Origin of the sequence: Actinomadura kijaniata (genome assembly GCF_014138665.1) — a bacterium.
Taxonomy (GTDB): domain Bacteria; phylum Actinomycetota; class Actinomycetes; order Streptosporangiales; family Streptosporangiaceae; genus Spirillospora; species Spirillospora kijaniata.
This window is the reverse complement of the sequence record NZ_JACJIA010000014.1, coordinates 207,386-225,084: the sequence shown is the minus strand read 5'-3', so window position 1 is coordinate 225,084 and position 17,699 is coordinate 207,386. Positions and strand designations below refer to the sequence as shown.

Sequence of the window (17,699 nt, the reverse complement as noted above, 5' to 3'; positions counted from 1 at the left end):
GTTCGGGAGGTTCCGTGCGCGTCGTGATCGCCGAGGACAACGTCCTGCTGTCCAGCGGCCTGGAGCTGCTGCTGGCGGCCAAGGGCTGCGAGGTCGTGGCCGTCGTCGGCGACGGCGAGGCGTTCCTCGACGCCGTCGCCGAACACCGCCCCGACATCGCCATCGTCGACGTGCGGCTGCCGCCGTCGTTCCGCGACGAGGGGATCCACGCCGCGCTGCGGGCCCGCCGCGAGCACGGCGCGCTGCCGATCCTGGTGCTGTCGCAGTACGTCGAGCGCGAGTACGCCGGCGAGCTCCTCTCCGACGGCCGCGGCGGCATCGGTTACCTCCTCAAGGACCGCATCGGCCGGGTGGCCGAGTTCGTCGACGCCCTGCGGCGCGTCGCGGCCGGGGGCACCGCCATGGACCCCGAGGTGGTCGCCCAGCTCCTCGCGCGCCGCACCGGCGACCCCCTGGACGCCCTCACGCCCCGCGAGCGGGAGGCCCTCGCCCTCATGGCGCAGGGGCACGACAACGCCACCATCGCCGAGCGGATGCGCATCTCCGACAACGCCGTCCACAAGCACATCGGCAACATCTTCGCCAAGCTCGGCCTGGCACCGGACGACTCCGGCCACCGTCGCGTGCGGGCGGTGCTCGCTTACCTGGACGGCGCGCGCGGCGGTGCGGCCGGGCAGGGTCCCGGGCGCGGGGACGCGCGCTGATCCGCGTCCCGACCTCCTGCGCTGTCCGCGGAGGGGCCGGGGGTCAGCCGCCGCAGCCGCAGCCGCCCCCGTCGCCGCAGCTCGCATCGCAACTCCCGTCTCCGCAGCCGCCGCCCGGGCCGAAGGGATCGGGACGGCTCGCGGACGAGCCGCCCCCGACGGCGGGCTTGCCGCCGCTGGAGAACAGCGACGCGACCCCCGCGAAGGCGACCCCGATGACGAGGAGGGCGCCGATGACGGCGGCGATGGACCCGACGATGACGAGCAGGAACAGCAGGGGGCCTGGCATGTGAGCTCCTCTCGGTCTGTCACTGCGAACGGGATCGGCTCGGACCCGCCGCTCCCGGTGCCGTTCCGGCCGCGGCCGTGAGCGCGGTGCTAGCAGGTCTCCCGGTAGTCGACGTCCTGGACGTGGGCCGCCCACTCCCGTTCGGTCAGCGGCCCGGAGGTCTTGCACAGCTTCTGTTTGAGCAGGTCGGGGGCGAGGAGGTGGGTGAGGAGCCTTCCGTCGTCCCGGCCCACGCTGTGAACGCGGGAGCCGTCGGCGCTGAACGCCAGCGAGCCGATCAGCATGCTGCTGCCGGAGTCGTGGGTGTGGCCGGTGAGCGGGAGCCCGACCCGGCGCTGCTTCCCGACGTCCCAGATGTCGATCTTTCCTTGGGCGTCGGTGGTGGCGGCCAGCCGGCCGTCCGGCGAGAACGCGGTGATCGGGGTGCCGCCGGCCGGAAGCCAGATGGGGTTGCCCCTCTGCCGGAGGGTGCGGGCGTCCCAGAAGACCAGGGCGCGCTGGTCGATCGTGGCGAGAACGCCGCCCGCGCTGAGGGCCTGCACGGACCGCGACACCGAGGACCGCAGGGCGCCGGGCGGGACCAGCGTCCTCCCCGACGGGAACTCCACCACGCCGAGTTCGGTGGCGGAGATGACCCGGCGGCCGTCCTCGCTCCAGACGGTGCGGACCTCGGAGCCGCCGTAACCGGCGGCCTCCGGCGTGCTCCGGGCCTGGCCGAGGGATCGTCCGGAGGCGGTGTCCCAGAACGTCAGCACGGTCGGGAGGTTGTTCTTCTGGCCCGGGGCGAGAACGGCCACCGCCCTGCCGTCCGGGGAGAACGACGGTGTCGGCGCGATGCCCGACGGCCGCGGCCCCGGGTTCAGGGTGAGACGTCTGGTGCGCGCCTTCACGTCCCAGATCTCGACCGAGCCGTTCTGGCGGGCCACACCGAGCAGCCGCCCGTCGGGCGACAGGAACATCGTGGGGTTCTCCGGGGCCCCGAGTGCGTAGGGAAGCGTGATCGACTCGCGGCGGGTCCCGGTCGCGGTGTCCCAGATCTGGACGGTGCCGGAGCCGGTGTCGCCGGCGGCCAGAGTGGTCCCGTCGCGGCTGATCGCCGACTGGTTGAAGGCGCCGGCGACCTTCCGCGGGCGGACGAACGCGGCCACGTCGATCGTCTGGAACCGTCTCCAGGTATCGAAACAGGACAGGCTCGTCCCGTTGGCGGTGAAGCGGGTGCCGCTGCAGGGGATGTCGGTCCTGTGGCGCAGGTGGGGCCGCGAGAGGCCGCTGGGTTCGGTGCTCCACAACGTCATGTTGGAGGCGAGGTACTCGCCGTCGCGGCTGAACCTCATGGACTTGTCGGAGCTCGACCGGTCCGCTTTGGGGATCTCCAGCGTCGCTCGGATCTCATGGGTGCGGGCGTTGAAGACGGCGATCTGCTCGCCGTAGCGGGTCGCGACGAACCGTCCGTCCGGGCTGAACGTCGTGTTGGTGAACACCCTCGGCTTCCGCGGGATCCCCCGGGGCATGCGCGGTGTCCTCAGCTCCCGGCCGGTGGTCAGGTCCCACCAGGCCAGCCGCTGCTTGTCCTTGCCGTCGGCGACGGGTACGAGCATGAAGCGGTCGTCGGGGGACAACGCCAGGCCGTCCGGCTCGTGGTCGACCTTGATGCTGCGCAGTTCCCGGCCGGTGGCGGTCTCCAGCACCCTGATCGTCCCCTTGCCGCCGGTCACCAGTTTCGCGCCGGTCGGGCTGAGCCGGAAGTGGTCCGCCCGCTCGGGGGGCAGCTTGTAGGGCAGGGGGCTGGGGGCGCCGGAGGCGACGTCCCACAGCACCAGGGTCCCGTCCTGCTGGAGGGTGAGGATCCGCCTGCCGTCCAGGGTCGGGTCCATCCCCGTCAGCTTGGGGCCGGTGACGGTGATCGTGCGTCCCCTCCGCCAGGCCTCGGGGTCGACCAGGGCGAGGGTGTTGCCCTTCAAGAAGATCTGCGGACCGGCGCCGCCGGGCGGGACGGTGAACCACGAACCGTCGATGCCGGGTGCCGGCCAGATGTCCTGTTCCCACTGCGACGACACGGTGAGCAGCGCATGGTGGGTGTCGTGGGTGTCCCCGGCCAGCGCCGCGGCGGCCACCGCCAGGCGGCGCGCCAGGCCCGGGTCGGTGCGCCGCACCTGCAGGGCCTGGGCCACCAGCTGCCTGCTGATGGCGGCGTCGCGTTGCCGGGCGACGGTCCGGCTCTGCAGGAGGATCAGGGTTCCGGCGCCCATCGACGCCACCAGCAGCAGCGCCATCCCGCCGAGGAGGGCCCTGCGGCGGGTGGAGCGGCGGCGGGCGGCGGCGTTGAGGAAGGCGCGCTCGACCGTGTTGACGGTGAGGTGACGGCGGCCTTCGGCGACCCAGGCCGTGGCGCGGTCGAGCCGGGTGCCCTGGAACAGGTCGCCGCTCTTGCGTCCGTGGGCGTCCCACAGCCGGGCCCCGTCCGCGAGCTCCCGGTGGGTGGCCAGACCGGCGCGTTCGGCTTCGGCCCAGTCGCGCAGCCGGGGCCAGGCCCGTAGCAGCGCGGCCGTGGCGATCGTGAAGTGCCGGCCGTCCCAGGTCAGCACGCCCGCGCGGGTGAACGAGGACAGCACGGCCTCGATCGCGTTCTCCGGCGTCCGGCCGTCGGTGAACTCGGCGCGCGCCGCGGGCCGCAGAAGGTCGTCCCCGCCCGACACCATGCGCAGCAGCACCGACGGGACGGCCGCCTGCGCGGCCGCGTCCAGTTGCCGGAACGCGGCCTCGGCGCGTTCACCGAGCGTCGGAGCGGCCGCGACCGGCGGGCGGACCGCCGCGGCCGCCCGCACGCCCTCCTGGAGCAGGTCGGTGTCCGGGGTGGCCATCAGCAGGTCCATCAGCAGCCGCTGCGCGGTCGGCCGCTGGGCGGGGTCCTTGGCCAGCGCCGCGGTGACGACGGGTTCCAGCACGTCGGGCAGCGCGGAGGTGTCGGGCTCGGAGTTCCGCACCGCGTGCATCAGCTGGGGCAGGGTCCCGCCCTCGAACGGGTACCGTCCGGTCGCGGCGAAGAACACGGTCGCGCCCCACGCCCAGACGTCGACGGCGAAGGTGGGCTTGTGCCCGCCGAAGACCTCCGGCGCCATGTACCGGAGCGTTCCCTTCACCCCGGTCGTGCTGCGCGAGGTGTCGTCGGTGCGGGCGACACCGAAGTCGATCACGCGCGGCCCGTCCGGCCCCAGCAGCACGTTGGCAGGCTTGAGGTCGCGGTGGACCACCCCGGCCCGGTGGATCGCGGTCAGCGCCGTGGCGATCCCGATCGCCAGCCGGTACAGCTCACCGGCGCGGCAGGGGCCGTTCGCCTCCACCGCCTGCCTGAGCGTCGGGCCCGGGATGTACTCGCTGACGATGAACGGCGGCGTCGACTCCAGATCGACCGCCAGCACCCGGGCCGTGCAGAACTGCGCCACCCGCCGCAACGCCTCCACTTCCCGGACGAACAACGCGCGGTGCACGGCGGAGTGGTCGGCGTGCAGGGCCTTGACCGCGACCCGTTCCCCGTCCGGCCCGTACCCCTCGTACACCACCCCCTGCCCGCCCGCGCCCAACCGTCCGGCCAGCCAGTAGTCGCCCAGCCGCGACGGTTCGCCGGGCACCAGGGGTTCGATCGCCACCGGGATGCTCCCTTCTCCAAAAAGACATGATCGTCTCTATTGGATGTGCCGGCCACGCCATCGGTTGGCGGCCGATCCCCGATCCCGGCGACGAGCCGGCGCTGACCTCGGACTCGTCCGGCACGGTGTGGGAGACGACACAGTTCGGCCGCCGACGGGAGAGGAGCGGGCCGAAACCCGTCACGATGTCGAGTGATGGTGACCGGCGGCAGCGCCGCTGACTGCCTTCACCGCGGTGCCGGCCCCAGGGTCGAGGCGTCCCTGAACGCGCCGGTCAGGCGGTGAGCCGGACCCGTCGCGGCTCACGGGGTGGACGACCACCGGCTTTCGACGCGGAGCGCTCCCAATGCCGCTTCGACCAGCTCACGCACCGGCGCGGTGTCGCCACCCGCTACGGCATGATCGCCGAGTACCACCAGGTCGCTCTTCGAGCTCATCGCTGTGGCCTCTGCGAACGCAGGCGGTCGGCGTGCCGGGTCTGGTTGTCCAGCGCGCGATGCAGAAACGTCTCGATGACGTCCAGCTCGGCGAGGGTGAACCCGCGCAACTCGGCCAGGGCGTCGCTCACGATCGGCCCCCAGATCTCCTGGCTGACCGCGTGGGCCTGATCGGTCAGGTGGACCAGGACGCGCCGCCGGTCCGCCGCGTCGCGGACGCGCCGGGCCAGACCGGCCCGCTCCAGCCGGTCGATGGCCGTGGTGGTCGCGCCGCCGGTCAGTCCGGCGGCGGCCGCCAGCTCGCTCGCGGTCAGCGGGCCGCGGGCGGTCAGCCGGCTCAGGCACCGCAGATCGGTGCGGTTGACGCCCAGGCGCCGGGCCGCCAGTTCGTCGATCAGGTCGGTGGCGTCCTGAAGCTCCTGAACCGCCCTGGCGATGGCGCCGACCCGGATTTCCTTTGACAATCTAATCCTTAGAAAGTTGAATCAATCGGGTTGGCCCACCCTATCCCTCTGGAGGCCGCCATGCCGAACCACCCGCCGCACCTGCGGCAGGCGACAACGGACGATGTCCCGGCCCTGCTGGCGCTGATGGACTCCGTTCTGAAGTGGCTGGTGGCCCAAGACCGGCCCCAGCAGTGGGGAACGGTGCCGTTCTCGCAACAGCCGGGGTTCGCCGACCGCGTCGCCGATTGGGCCTCCCAGGGCGTCATCACCGTCGCCGAACGACACGGCAGACGCGTCGGGCTCCTGGCCGCGGCGTTCGTGCTCCCGCCGCGCGTCCCCGCCGGCGTGGTCCCCGACGGCTCGATGTTCATCCACACCGTCATGACCGACCGCGGCCCCGACGGCCGCGGCGTGGGTCCGGCCCTGCTGGCCCACGCCGAGCGCCTCGCCGGAACGCACGACGCTCCCGCCCTGGCCCTGGACCACTGGGCGGACAGCCCCGAGCTCGGACGCATCTACCACGAACACGGCTACGTCCCGGTCGCCGAATACACCGACCAGCGCGACGGGAACACCGTCCGCAACCTGGTGCGCGTCCGGCGCCTCTCCGGTGAGCACGCGGGATCCGAGGGCGGGCGCTGAGCGGGGCCGTTCCCGGCCGCCCGCACGAGAGCCGGCCGGTTCGGAAACCCGGTCGGAGACGAGCGCGGTCCCGCGATCGCCGGGTTGCGGACCCGGGGCCGGCGCGAGCCGACCCCGACGCTGTCAGCCAGCCCCGATATGCCGCCGGGCAACCGATCGTTCTGTCGGACCCGTACGTGATCATCATGGAACGCTCTCCGTGCAGGCCCTCGTCAGAGAAGAGTTCCGCGATGCACGACCCGCACCCCGGGTACGACTCCCCCGCGTTCGAGCCCGACGGCTTCCCGGTCCCGCTCCCGGCCGATCCGGTCCCCCCGGTGCCGGAGGAGGTCGAAAGCGCGCTGGAGCCGTTCCGTGCCGGTGACGCCGCCGCGTCGCTCGCGGCGCTGCGCCCGCTCGCCGCGTCGGGCCGCACCTCCCTGGCGGGCCATGCCGCCGCGGCCCTGGCGGGCGTCGCGATCAGCCTCGACGAGCCGTTCCGGGCTCCCCTGCGGCAGGTGATGGAGGGAGAGGACCCGTGGCTGGGCCCGCTGGCCGCGGTGCTGGAGTCACGGGGGCCGTCCGACGTCCTGGGCCGCCGTCCATCCGCCGTGGACCCGCTGCTGACCGGGATCACCGCCCGGCTGACCGGGGCCCGGGAGGCCGCCCGGGAACACCTCGCCCAGGCGGTGGCGGACGCGGACCGGGCGGTGCGGCGTGATCTCGCCGCCGTGCTCCTGGGCGACCTGCTCCTGGCCGACGGCGAGCCCGACGCGGCGGAGAGGCCGCTGCGCAGGGCGTTGCGGGCGAAGGACCCGCTGTACGTCGCGTACGCCGGTCACCTGCTCGGCCACCTTCTCATCGTGCGCGGCGAACTGGACGAGGCCGCCGACACGCTGCTCAAGGCGTGCATCACCGCCCACCCGCGCGAAACCGAGACCGACGCGCTGATGCCATGGGTGCATCTTCGGCTCGGCGAACTCCTCGCGGGCACGTTCAGGCTCCGCGTGGTCGAGGAGTGGATGGAGAACAACGGCATGAACGAGCTGTACTGGACCCGCGACGTCTTCGAGACCGGGTTGCACTTCCACGACATCAGCCGTCCCTCGCTCAACGAGATCGGCCTGCACGTGTTCCCGGGGGACGTCGCGGAAGTGCGGGCCGCGCTGGACCGGCTGAAGCAGTGGAGCGACGAGCGCCACGCCCGGGGCCGCCGGCTGTGCCTCATGCTCGGCACGCGCACCGACACACGCCCCTGGGACGAGGGCTACGGGCCGCTACGAGAGCTGCTGGCCGAACTGAACGCCTCCGCCTAGATGGCTTCCGATGAAACCGATCATGTCCATCGCCACAACCGTGCCTTCTGGAAGGGAGGTGGCGCGAGGCCGGAGAGCCCGCTGAGCGCGGCTGCCCGCCGGGGCTTTCCGTGCTCTCAGCGGCGTGACCGGCGTTCGATGACCTTCGCGTGCAGGAGCGTGCCGGCGAGCTCGACGTGGAGGCGGGCATCGGCGGCGAAGTCCCTGGAGCGGATCTTGAGTTTGGAGAAGGTCAGGTTGAGCCCGCTGGTGTCGATCACCATGCCCGGCGAGCTGACGATGAACAGCTTGCCGTGCACCATGTCCGCGTCGATGCGCAGGACGTTCGAGGTGATCACCGCCTGGGTGAAGTCGAGGGTGACCCGGCACAGCTGCGTGCGGAGCTCGATGCGCGCGGGCACCGGCCAGCGCCCGTCCTGCACGTACTTGCCGCCTCCCTGCCTGATCACGAGCACCTCTCTGGTCCCGGGCGCGGCCGGCAGGTCGGCGGTGAGCGCGGCCAGCTCGCCGAGCGTCCGGGCGTTCAGGGCGCTCTCCACCCGGGTCTCAAGCTCCTCGGCGCTGAGTCGGCCGTCTCCCCCGGCGACCCGCAGGGCCTCCACGGCACGGTCGCGATCCTCGTGCGAAGCTCGCATGTCGGGCAGATCGTTCGGCATGCCGCCCACGCTAGCAAGGCGAGCCGTGCCGGTTCGCCGGGTCAGCCGATCATGGTGAGGTCGCGCGGGATGCTCCACATCCACGGCAAGAACGACTACGGGCTCACCGTGGCCTGGACCCGCTCTCCGAGAGGGTCCGCGTCGGTGGTCACTTGGCGTCGTCGTCCGCACTCCTGACGAGTACCGCGGCCATCTCCCGCAGCCTTTCCATCTCGTCGGTCCGGGCGATCGCCATGAGCTGCGGTTGGAGCTGCGGGTACTGCGCCATCGACGCCGCCCATATCCCGCCCTCGCGAACGCGCGCGTCGTCGTGCCGCAGGGCGTCGTCGATCACGGTGAAAAAGCGCTCGTCGAACTCCGTCGGAGCGCCGTACGCGGCCCGCTCCACCGCCTTGGCCACCTCGCCGGGGTCGGAGGCGTTGCGCGCCTCGGCGAGCAGCTCGTCCAGCGACCAGGCGTCCAACCGCGCCTCGGCGTTCTCGAACGCCTCCCGCACCTCCCCGGCGTCCGCTCCGGTGAAGATCAGATACGACAGCCGGACATCCCAGTCGTCGTAGTGGGTCATCACCAGCCGCTGCCCGTCGCCCCACCACGAGACGCTGGAGGGCTCCTCGAACGGGTCGGGAGCCGAGACCGACACCTCACGCTGCGGCCAGCCCCACGCCGCCGCCAGCTGTTCCACCTGGCCGATGGCGCGCCAGCCCCGCAGCAGCAACCGTCGCGAGCTCTTCAGGTCCACAGCCGTCGCCACTCTCTTCACCTTGGCAGCCCAGACGCATCACGCTATCGCGAGGCCCCAGCCGTCCACGCCCCGCCGGGATTTCGCCCGAGGAGGATCTGTGCCCAGAACGTCCCGCCGGGCCGGCGGTTCGTCCTCTGGCTCCGGTCCGCCGAGGTGACGGGGCGTCTCGGGCGTGTCGGTCCGCCGCAGGAGAGCGAGTGCGGGCTCCGACCAGGGCCCAAGGCGCACTTCCATCCGGCACGGGCTGGCAGACCCGTCGTCGGCGAGCATCCCCTTCACCCTCCTGCGTTCCTTTCGAAGCGCAGGGCGACGCTCTCTCGCAGCCGTGGGGTCACTCCGGCGCTGCGCAGGTGGACGTCCAGAAACGCGGTCAGTTCGGCGTCGCTCGTGATGCCGAGTCTGGCCATGACGTCGCCCTTCTGGCGCGCGATCGTCGACAGGGAGCGGCGCGTCGCTCGGGCGATCGTCGCCGGTGGAACGCCGTAGGAGATGAGCGCCAGGACCTGACGCTCCTGCGGAGCCAGGTCCCGCAACCATCGGCTCGACTCGTCTACGTATGCCTCCAGGGGCGGTCTGAGAGATCAGGTAAGCAGCGCAACCGCAGGCGTCGCATGTTCCACGCCTGTGGGATCGGGTGGTCATACGGCTAGCGCAGCGGGCGGAAGAAGGCCCGGATGTCGGTGACCAGCAGGTCCGGGGCCTCCATGGCGGCGAAGTGGCCGCCGCGGTCGAACTCCGACCAGTGCACGACGTCGTCGTTCCGTTCGGCGATGCGGCGGATGCCGGCGTCGCCGGGGAAGACCGCCACGCCGGTGGGGACGCGCGAGGAGCCCATCGGCTGCGACCAGTCCATCGCGCCGTCCTTGTACAGGCGCGCGGCCGAGCCGGCGGTGCCGGTGAACCAGTACACCGAGACGTTGGTGAGCATCTGGTCCCGGTCGACGGCGTCTTCGGGCAGGTCGGCGGCCGGGTCGGTCCACTCCTTGAACTTCTCGGCGATCCAGGCGAGCTGACCGGCGGGTGAGTCGTGCAGGCCGTAGGCCAGGGTCTGGGGCCGGGTGGACTGGATGGCCGAGTATCCCGAACGGTCGGCGGTGTCGGTGTAGAGCCGCAGCCGGGCCCGCTCGGCCGGGGTCAGGCCGGTGAGGGCGGCGGGGTCTCCTTCGGGGAAGCCGAGCGCCCCGTTGACGTGGACGCCCACGACGCGGTCGGGGGCGATCCGGCCCAGCATGGGGGAGATCAGCGAGCCGGTGTCGCCGCCCTGCGCGCCGTAGCGCTCGTAGCCGAGCCGGCGCATCCACTCGGCCCAGGCCCGCGCGATCCGTTCCAGCGTCCAGCCGGTGGTGCGGGCGGGGCCGGAGAACGCGAACCCCGGCAGGGACGGTGCCACCACGTGGAAGGCGTCGGCGGGGTCGCCGCCGTGGGCGCGCGGGTCGGTCAGCGGGCCGATGACCTTCATGAACTCCACGATCGAGCCCGGCCAGCCGTGGCTGAGGACCAGCGGCAGGGCGTCGGGTTCGGGCGAGCGCACGTGCAGGGCGTGCAGGTGTTCACCGTCGATCACGGTGGTCACCTGGGGGAGGCGGTTGAGGGCCGCCTCGTGGGCACGCCAGTCGTATCCGGTCCGCCAGTACTCGGCCAGGTCCTTGAGGTAGTCGACCGGAACGCCGTGCGACCAGGCGGGGGCCGGGGCGTCGGCGGGCCAGCGGGTCCGGGCGAGCCGTGTACGCAGGTCGTCCAGGTCGGCCTGCGGGACCGCGATGCGAAACGGCCTGAGCGTGGTGTCCTCTGCCATCGCTGCTCCTCGCGTAGGGGTGGTTCTCTAGTGGCGTTCGGCCCAGGCGGTCAGACCGGTCCCGGTGAGGAAGAGGTCCAGGGCGACGGCCGCGGCGCCGTGCAGGGCGCCGTCCTCGCCGCGCGCGGCCGCCAGCACCGTGGGCGGGGCCGCCCGGCGGAAGCGCATGAGTCCGCCGGTGAACGCCGAGTCGAACTCCGGTCCGGCCGCCGTCCGCAGCGGCCAGGCCAGGCCGCCGAGCGTGACCACGTCCGGGTCCAGGGCGTTGACGAGCCCGGCCAGCCCCCGGCCGAAGTCGGCGGCCGCGCGGGCGACCGCCGCCCGCACCCCGGTGTCCGGGGACGACAGGGCCGTCAGCAGGTAGGTGCGGGGGTCGGCGGGTTCGGGGTCGCCGAGGTGCCGGGCGATGGCCCGCCCGTCCACGTTCAGTTCCCAGCAGCCGGTCGCGCCGCACGGGCAGCGCAGCCCGGGATCGCCGAACGGGAGGTGGCCGAACTCGCCGCCCGCCCCGGTCGCGCCGTCGACCGGGCGGCCGGCGACCACCAGGCTGCCGCCGAGTCCGCCCTCGATCGTGACGTGCAGGGCGGTGGCGGCTCCGGCGGCGGCGCCACCCCGCGCTTCGGCGACGCCCTCCAGGGTGGCGTCGTTGCCGATCACCAGCGGCAGTTCGCGGGCCAGCACGCCGAGGTCCACCGCGTCCCAGCCGAGGGTGGACGCCTGGACGACCTCGCCGTGCTGCACGGTCGCCGTGACCGCCGCCCCGACCGCGCGGACCCGGTCGCCGTACCGGTCGACGACGCCGCGCACCCCCTCGGCGACCGCGCCGACCACGTCGGCGGGCGCGCGGCTGGCGTGCACGTCGGCCGCGACGGTGCGGGGGACGCCGTCGAGCGCGGCGACGGCGCAGCGCCAGTCCTCCAGCCGCAGGTCGGCCACGACGACCAGGGGGCCGTTCAGGTGGGGGGTGAGCACGGTGGTGGGGCGGCCCCGTCCCGACGCGGGAGCCGGTGTCTCGGCGAGCAGTTCCAGGTCCCGCAGGCGCGCGGTGATGTCGGTGGCCGAGCCGCTGCTCAGGCCGAGCCGCTGGGCGACCGCCGCCCGGGTGACGCCGGGCGTGCGGCGCATCTCGCCCAGGACGGCGAGCGCGCCGCGCCAGCGCGCGTCCTCGGTCCGAAGGTGTTCGGGTCTTGCGGTCGGCGGCATGCCCCCTTTTATACTCGATGATCGAGTTTAATGGGAGGCGACATGCACGAGCGCGTGGATCTCGGCGCCATCCGGGCGGTGCTGCTGGACATGGACGGCACCCTCGTCGATTCCGACGCCTCCGTCGAACGCGCCTGGACCACCTGGGCCCGCGAGCGCGGACTGCCCGCGGCGCCGGTCCTGGCGGTCGCCCACGGCAGCCCGTCGGACCACACGGTGCGGCACGTGCTGCCGCACCTGGACGAGGAGGCGGTCGCGGTCGCGGCGCAGCGGCAGCTCACCCTGCAGTACGACGACCTGTCCGACGTCGTGGCCGCCCGCGGCGCGGCCGACCTGCTCGCCGCGCTGGAGGAGCTGGAGCTGCCCTGGGCCGTGGTCACCAGCGCCGACCGGCGGCTGGCCGAGGTGCGGTTGGCGACCGCCGGGATCGCCCCGCCGCTGCTGGTCACGGTCGAGGACGTGCGCGAGGGCAAGCCCGCCCCCGACGGCTACCTTCAGGCCGCGGCCAAGCTCGGCGTCGATCCCGGGTCCTGCCTGGTGGTGGAGGACTCCGAGCCGGGACTGGCCGCCGGGCGGGCGGCCGGGATGCCCGTCGCGGCATTGCGCGGATTGGAGGGAGGGCTGCTGCTGCCCGATCTGGGGCACCTGGCGCACCTGCTGCGCCGCGCACGCGTGCGGCCGTGGTGGCGCGACGCCGTCGGCTACCAGGTGTACCTGCCGTCCTTCGCCGACAGCACCGGCGACGGCTGGGGCGATCTGCCCGGGGTCGGCGAGCGTCTGGACCATCTGGTGGACCTGGGCGTCGACGTGCTCTGGCTGACGCCGTTCTTCCGCTCGCCGATGCGCGACCACGGCTACGACATCGCCGACCACCGCGCCGTCGACGCCTCCTTCGGCGGTGACGGCGCCCTGGACGACCTGCTGGACCGGGCGCACCGCCGGGGCCTGCGCGTGCTGGGCGACCTGGTGGTGAACCACACCAGCGACGCCCATCCCTGGTTCGTCGCGGCCTCCTCCAGCCGCGACCACCCGTTGCGCGGCCACTACATCTGGCGCGACCCCGGCCCGGACGGCGGGCCGCCCAACAACTGGCTGTCGCACTTCGGCGGCCCCGCCTGGACGTTCAGCCCGGCCACCGGGCAGTACTACCTGCACCTGTTCCGGCCCGAGCAGCCCGACCTCAACTGGCGCGACCCCGCCCTGGTCGCGCGGATCGACGAGATCGTCGAGTACTGGCTCGCCCGGGGCCTGGACGGATTCCGCATCGACACCGCCGCCTACCTGGTCAAGGACGCCGAACTGCGCGACAACCCGCCGCTGCCCGCCGACCGTCCGGGGCAGATGGGCGGGGTGACCGACGAGTGGCTCCGCCAGGATCACCGCCACGACATCCACCAGCCCGACGTGCACGCCATCCACGAACGCTGGCGGCGCATCGCCGACCGGCACGACGCGTTCCTGGTCGGCGAGGTCTACGAACTGGACCCCGTCGCGCTGGCGCGCTTCGTGGAGGGGGAACGGCTGCACTCCTCCTTCTGGTTCGGGCTGGTGGAGTCGGCCTGGGACGCCGAACGCGTCGACGCGATGCTCGCCGCCGCGGCGGCCGCCTCGCCCCGGCTGTCCTGGGTGCAGGGCAACCACGACAGGCCCAGGGCCGCCACCAGGTTCGGCGGCGGGCGGCGGGGCCGGCGCAGGTCGCTGGCGCTGCACGTGCTGATGATGGCGTTGCCCGGCACCGTCTGGCTCTACCAGGGCGAGGAGCTGGGCCTGACCGACGGGCACGTCCCCCCCGGGGAGGGGACCGATCCGCTCGGCGCCGCGCAGCCCGGGCGCAGCCGGGACGTCGCCCGCACCCCCATGCCGTGGCGGCCCGGTCCGGGCCTCGGCTTCACCGCCGGGACGCCGTGGCTGCCGGAGGGCGGGCGCGCCGAGGCCGACACCGTCGCCGGGCAGGACGCCGACCCGGCCTCCCACCTGAACACCGTGCGCAGGCTGGTGGCGACGCGGCGGCGCCTGACCGGCCTGCTGGCCGCCGCGCAGGAGGTGGACAGGGTCGACCTCGGCGCGGGCCTGTCGGCCTACCGGCGCGGGGGGCTCTGGGCGGTGGCGAACCTGCGCGACGCGCCGTCGGCCGAGATCGAGCCGCCCGCGCCCGTGGTGTTCGACAGCGACGACCCGGCCGTCTCCCCCGACCGGCCGCGCACCGGCCCGATGCGCCTGGCCCCGCAGCAGGCGCTGCTGCTGGCGGCGCGATGACCGGGGGCCGCGTCGTCCGGCAGGTCGCCCTCGCGCAGGCCTCGCTCGGTTTCACCGTCAACAGCCTGGGTGCCTGCCTGGCGCTGCTCGCCGCCGACCTGGGCCGCCCGGCGGGGGAACTGGCGTGGCTGTCGTCGTCGTTCGGCGCCGGGCTGCTGGTGGCCGGCGCCGTGGGGCGACGGCTCCTGCGGATGGGCACGCAGCCGGTGCTGCTCGGATCCGCGCTGCTCGCCGCGGCCGGCACCGTCCTGCTGGGGACCGGGCGCGGCGCGGGCGCGGCGGCCGTCGGCGCGCTGCTGCTCGGCCTGGGGGCGGCCGGATTCGTCCTGGTCACGCCCGCGCTGCTGAGCGGCCCGGACGCCGCCGCGGCGCTGGCGCGGGCCAACGCCACCGCGAGCGCCTGCGCGCTGCTGGGGCCGCCAGCCATCGGCGTGCTCGCCATCGCGGGGATCAGCGGGCGCCTCGCGCTGCTGCTGGCCGTCCCGCCGCTGCTGGTCCTGGCCTTCGACGCCCGGCCTCGCGGCGGCGCCGCGCCCGCGGCACCGGCGGACCCCAGGCCGCCGGACGGTGAGGTGGCGCGCGGCACGGCGGCGTCCCGTCGGCGGATCGCGGCGGCCTGGGTCGCGATCGTGCTGGCGGTGTCGATCGAGTTCTGCTTCACGATCTGGTCGACGGCGCGGCTCCAGGCCGCCGGGCTGTCGGTGGGCGCCGCCGCGGCGGCGGCGACCGTCTTCCTGGTGGGGATGGCGGTCGGCCGGGCGGCGGCGGCGCGCCCGGCCGCCCGGAACGTCCCGGTCGTCCGGCTGGGCTGCGGGCTGGCGGTGGCGGGCACGCTGGGCGTCGTGCTCGGCACCCACCCGGTCCCGGTCATCGCGGGGCTGGCGCTGGCGGGCCTGGGCGTCGCCGCGCTCTACCCGGTCACCCTCGCCCGCCTCGTCCGGACGCCCGGGCTGCTGCCGGAACGTTCCGCCGCCTACGGGGCGCTCGCCTCGGGCACCGCCGTCCTGGGGGCACCCGCGGCCCTCGCCGCGATCGACACCGCGCTCGGTTTGCGGCCCGCCTTCCTCCTGGCGGTGCTCCCCCTGGCGGCCGTGCTGGCCCTGTCGACCCCGCGCCCGGCGCGCGAGGCGATCAGATGAGCGTGGGGCGCGCGCCGTACGGCCCGGCGCCGCGACGGGCCGGGCGGTCTCACCGCCGGTGACCCATGTCCGCGGCCGGACTCGGCGACCCCTACTTCCCCGATCTCGGCAACGGCGGATACGACGTCGGGCACTACCACCTGAAGACCGCCTACGATCCCGACACCGACCGGCTCACCGGCACGGCCACCATCACGGCCACCGCCACCCAGAACCTGTCCCGGTTCAACCTCGACCTGTACAAGATGAACGTGCGGTCGGTGCGCGTGAACGGCGCCGACGCCTCGTTCGCCCGCACCGGCGAACGCGAGCTGGAGATCACGCCGCGCCGGGGTCTCCGGGAGCGGACCCCGTTCAAGGTGGTCGTCCGGTACGACGGCGTGCCCCAGACGCTGGGCGGCCCGATCGTGTTCGACCTGCCGTACGGGTTCCTGCACACCGGGGACGGCGCCACGGTCGTCTCCGAACCCAACGCCGCCTCCCCCTGGTTCCCGGCCAACGACCACCCGCGCGACAAGGCGCTGTTCACGATCGAGACGACCGTGCCGCGCGGCCTGAAGGTGATCGCCAACGGCCATCTGGTCAAGCGGTGGAGCGCCCGCGGCAAGGACACCTTCCTGTGGCGGGAGGACCGGCCGATGGCGCCCTACCTGGCGACCGCCTCGATCGGGCGGTTCAACGTCTCCACGACCACCACCGGCAAGGGCGTCCCGCAGCTGGACGCGGTCGACCCGGAGGTGGCGTCGGACCCCGACGCGCTCAGCACCCCGCGCCACACCACGCGGGCGACCGACGAGCTGGCCGACTTCTTCGGCGCCTACCCCTTCACCAGCGCCGGCTCCATCATCGAGAACAACGCCGTCCCGCCGCTCAACATCGACAACGCGCTGGAGACCCAGACCCGCCCCACCTACCAGAAGCAGCCCATCGAGAAGGGCGTGGTGCACGAGATCAGCCACCAGTGGTTCGGCAACAGCGTCTCGGTCCACCGCTGGAAGGACGTGTGGCTGAACGAGGGCTACGCGCTCTGGACGGAGAAGTACTGGGCCGAAAGGCACGGCGGCCAGTCCGCGCGGGCGGCGTTCCGGCAGCTGTATGACAACCCGCCGCCCATTCCGCCGGGGCGGCCCGCGTTCTGGGACATCGTGGTCGCCGACCCGACCCGCGACCAGATGTTCCACCGCGCGGTCTACTTCCGCGGCGGAATGGCCCTGCAGGCGCTCCGGGAGAGGATCGGCGACGAGCCGTTCCTGCGGCTGACCCGCACCTGGCTGGCGGACCACAGGTACGGCACCGGCTCCACCGAGGAGTTCGAGGCGCTCGCCGAGAAGATCTCCGGACAGGATCTCGACCCGTTCTTCAAGGTGTGGCTCCACACCCCGGGCAAACCCGCTGCCTGGTGACCACCGTCACCCCGCTGCGACCGGCGCGCGACCCGACGACGGAACGGTCCGCGCGACCCAGCTGAACGAGCAGGTCCAGGCCCCCGACCGCCACGGCGGTCGGGGGCCTCACCGTTCATTCGATGGCTGACGTCTCGTGTCGTGCCGGTCGAGGGGTGTCAGCCCTGGCAGACACGGCCCATAAGGCGGGCCGCAGCCGGACCCCGTGCCGGGAGTTCTCCGTTCAGACGTCGAGGATCAGGGCGCCGGCGTCGGCGAAGGAGTGACGGAACTCCTTCGGCGGGGTGTACTCCTCGGGGTGGTAGAAGGCCTCGACGTGCTGCTTGCCGGGGAACTCCAGGATGACGGAGATGGCGGGAGCCTCCACGTTCTCCGCGGTGCAAGGGCGGGCGACGGGGCGACCACTCCTTCGACACGGGCTCCCCCGCCGCGTAGTCGCGGTTTGCGGTCGGGTCCCAGTGGGCCGGGCGTGTTGTCGACGAAGACTGTCCCCTGGGTGGCCTTGGTCAGGGCTGCGTGTCGGGGCGGGTGCGGTAGGCGGCCATGCCCGACAGAACCGCCACGACTGCGGCCAGGGCACACCAGGGCAGGAGCTCTGCGGGCTTCTGGTCGTATCGGACGCTGCTCGCCGGCCGTTCGGGGTCGTAGACGACGCCCGCCTCGGTTCCCACCCTGGCCCCCGACTCGAAGTAGCGCTTCTTCTTCGAGGCCCGCACCTTGCGGCCGTCGCCCGTGGTGAACTCGAAGACGACGGACGCGCTCCTGGCGTTGCCCTCCTCGACCTCCAGGACCCGCGCCGTCGCCCGCGCCATCCCCAAGTCCCGCACCCAGCCCGATACGGCGCCGCCACCCCAGATGACGGCGAACATCCCGGTGACGCAGGCGACGACGATGCACAGGACGTAGACGGGGCGGTAACGCGGCGAACGTGTTGCGGGCACGCCCCTACGACGATCAGTGCCGATCTTTGGTTCCGCCGCCGAAGGACCGGTGTCGTCGCAGGTCGGTGAGGTCGGACACACCAGAGGGGTGGTCCCGGCGCGTC

At 73.5% G+C, this 17,699-nt stretch carries 16 protein-coding genes; 6 read left to right on the top strand and 10 right to left on the bottom strand.

Annotated features, from left to right (window positions below):
* Window positions 1-14: 14 nt before the first annotated feature.
* Entirely contained in the window at window positions 15-704 is a 690-nt protein-coding gene (locus tag HNR61_RS38765) for a response regulator transcription factor (RefSeq protein WP_182848127.1), read from the top strand.
* 43 nt (window positions 705-747) lie between these two features.
* Here the strand turns inward: HNR61_RS38765 and HNR61_RS38760 are convergent, their stop codons facing one another.
* The 3 genes from HNR61_RS38760 to HNR61_RS38750 form a co-directional block, all read right to left on the bottom strand.
* Window positions 748-993 carry a hypothetical protein gene (locus tag HNR61_RS38760; protein ID WP_182848126.1) on the bottom strand — a complete coding sequence of 82 codons (246 nt, stop codon included), beginning with the start codon at window positions 991-993 and terminating at the stop codon, window positions 748-750.
* Between the two features lie 89 nt (window positions 994-1,082).
* Window positions 1,083-4,640 carry a WD40 repeat domain-containing serine/threonine protein kinase gene (locus HNR61_RS47045; RefSeq protein WP_220510315.1) on the bottom strand — a complete coding sequence of 1,186 codons (3,558 nt, stop codon included), beginning with the start codon at window positions 4,638-4,640 and terminating at the stop codon, window positions 1,083-1,085.
* A 433-nt stretch (window positions 4,641-5,073) separates the two neighbouring features.
* A complete protein-coding gene (locus HNR61_RS38750) occupies window positions 5,074-5,541 on the bottom strand; it encodes a MarR family transcriptional regulator (protein WP_182848125.1) in 468 nt (155 codons plus the stop codon).
* 60 nt (window positions 5,542-5,601) lie between these two features.
* Here HNR61_RS38750 and HNR61_RS38745 point away from each other — a divergent pair, with 60 nt between their 5' ends.
* Both HNR61_RS38745 and HNR61_RS38740 read left to right on the top strand, forming a co-directional pair.
* The gene (locus HNR61_RS38745; protein WP_182848124.1) at window positions 5,602-6,165 is read left to right on the top strand and encodes a GNAT family N-acetyltransferase; all 564 of its coding nucleotides are present in this window, start codon (window positions 5,602-5,604) and stop codon (window positions 6,163-6,165) included.
* 230 nt (window positions 6,166-6,395) lie between these two features.
* A complete protein-coding gene (locus HNR61_RS38740) occupies window positions 6,396-7,460 on the top strand; it encodes a tetratricopeptide repeat protein (protein WP_182848123.1) in 1,065 nt (354 codons plus the stop codon).
* A gap of 116 nt (window positions 7,461-7,576) precedes the next feature.
* Here the strand turns inward: HNR61_RS38740 and HNR61_RS38735 are convergent, their stop codons facing one another.
* The 5 genes from HNR61_RS38735 to HNR61_RS38715 form a co-directional block, all read right to left on the bottom strand.
* Window positions 7,577-8,116, bottom strand: coding sequence for a DUF1707 SHOCT-like domain-containing protein (locus HNR61_RS38735; protein WP_182848122.1), 540 nt, complete (start codon window positions 8,114-8,116; stop codon window positions 7,577-7,579).
* Between the two features lie 148 nt (window positions 8,117-8,264).
* The gene (locus HNR61_RS38730; RefSeq protein ID WP_182848121.1) at window positions 8,265-8,867 is read right to left on the bottom strand and encodes a hypothetical protein; all 603 of its coding nucleotides are present in this window, start codon (window positions 8,865-8,867) and stop codon (window positions 8,265-8,267) included.
* 266 nt (window positions 8,868-9,133) lie between these two features.
* Window positions 9,134-9,391, bottom strand: a complete 258-nt coding sequence (locus HNR61_RS38725) for a LuxR C-terminal-related transcriptional regulator (RefSeq protein WP_182848120.1) — start codon at window positions 9,389-9,391, stop codon at window positions 9,134-9,136.
* A gap of 113 nt (window positions 9,392-9,504) precedes the next feature.
* Window positions 9,505-10,653 carry an epoxide hydrolase family protein gene (locus tag HNR61_RS38720; RefSeq protein WP_182848119.1) on the bottom strand — a complete coding sequence of 383 codons (1,149 nt, stop codon included), beginning with the start codon at window positions 10,651-10,653 and terminating at the stop codon, window positions 9,505-9,507.
* 27 nt (window positions 10,654-10,680) lie between these two features.
* On the bottom strand, window positions 10,681-11,856 hold the full coding sequence (locus HNR61_RS38715) for an ROK family transcriptional regulator (RefSeq protein ID WP_182848118.1): 1,176 nt from the start codon (window positions 11,854-11,856) through the stop codon (window positions 10,681-10,683).
* 42 nt (window positions 11,857-11,898) lie between these two features.
* On the opposite strand from HNR61_RS38715, the gene HNR61_RS38710 reads away from it, so the two are divergent.
* The 3 genes from HNR61_RS38710 to HNR61_RS38700 all read left to right on the top strand — a co-directional run bounded on the left by HNR61_RS38710 (window position 11,899) and on the right by HNR61_RS38700 (window position 16,654).
* Window positions 11,899-14,112: an HAD-IA family hydrolase gene (locus HNR61_RS38710; protein WP_182848117.1), complete on the top strand. Its 2,214-nt coding sequence runs from the start codon at window positions 11,899-11,901 to the stop codon at window positions 14,110-14,112.
* Entirely contained in the window at window positions 14,109-15,251 is a 1,143-nt protein-coding gene (locus tag HNR61_RS38705; RefSeq protein ID WP_182848116.1) for an MFS transporter, read from the top strand. Before HNR61_RS38710 ends, HNR61_RS38705 begins: the two co-directional genes overlap by 4 nt.
* A gap of 65 nt (window positions 15,252-15,316) precedes the next feature.
* Window positions 15,317-16,654: a M1 family metallopeptidase gene (locus HNR61_RS38700; RefSeq protein WP_182848115.1), complete on the top strand. Its 1,338-nt coding sequence runs from the start codon at window positions 15,317-15,319 to the stop codon at window positions 16,652-16,654.
* A 223-nt stretch (window positions 16,655-16,877) separates the two neighbouring features.
* On the opposite strand, the gene HNR61_RS50265 is transcribed toward HNR61_RS38700, so the two are convergent.
* Both HNR61_RS50265 and HNR61_RS50260 read right to left on the bottom strand, forming a co-directional pair.
* A complete protein-coding gene (locus HNR61_RS50265) occupies window positions 16,878-17,234 on the bottom strand; it encodes a DUF1330 domain-containing protein (RefSeq protein ID WP_312898307.1) in 357 nt (118 codons plus the stop codon).
* A complete protein-coding gene (locus HNR61_RS50260) occupies window positions 17,161-17,595 on the bottom strand; it encodes a DUF3592 domain-containing protein (RefSeq protein ID WP_182848113.1) in 435 nt (144 codons plus the stop codon). Before HNR61_RS50260 ends, HNR61_RS50265 begins: the two co-directional genes overlap by 74 nt.
* Window positions 17,596-17,699 lie beyond the last annotated feature (104 nt).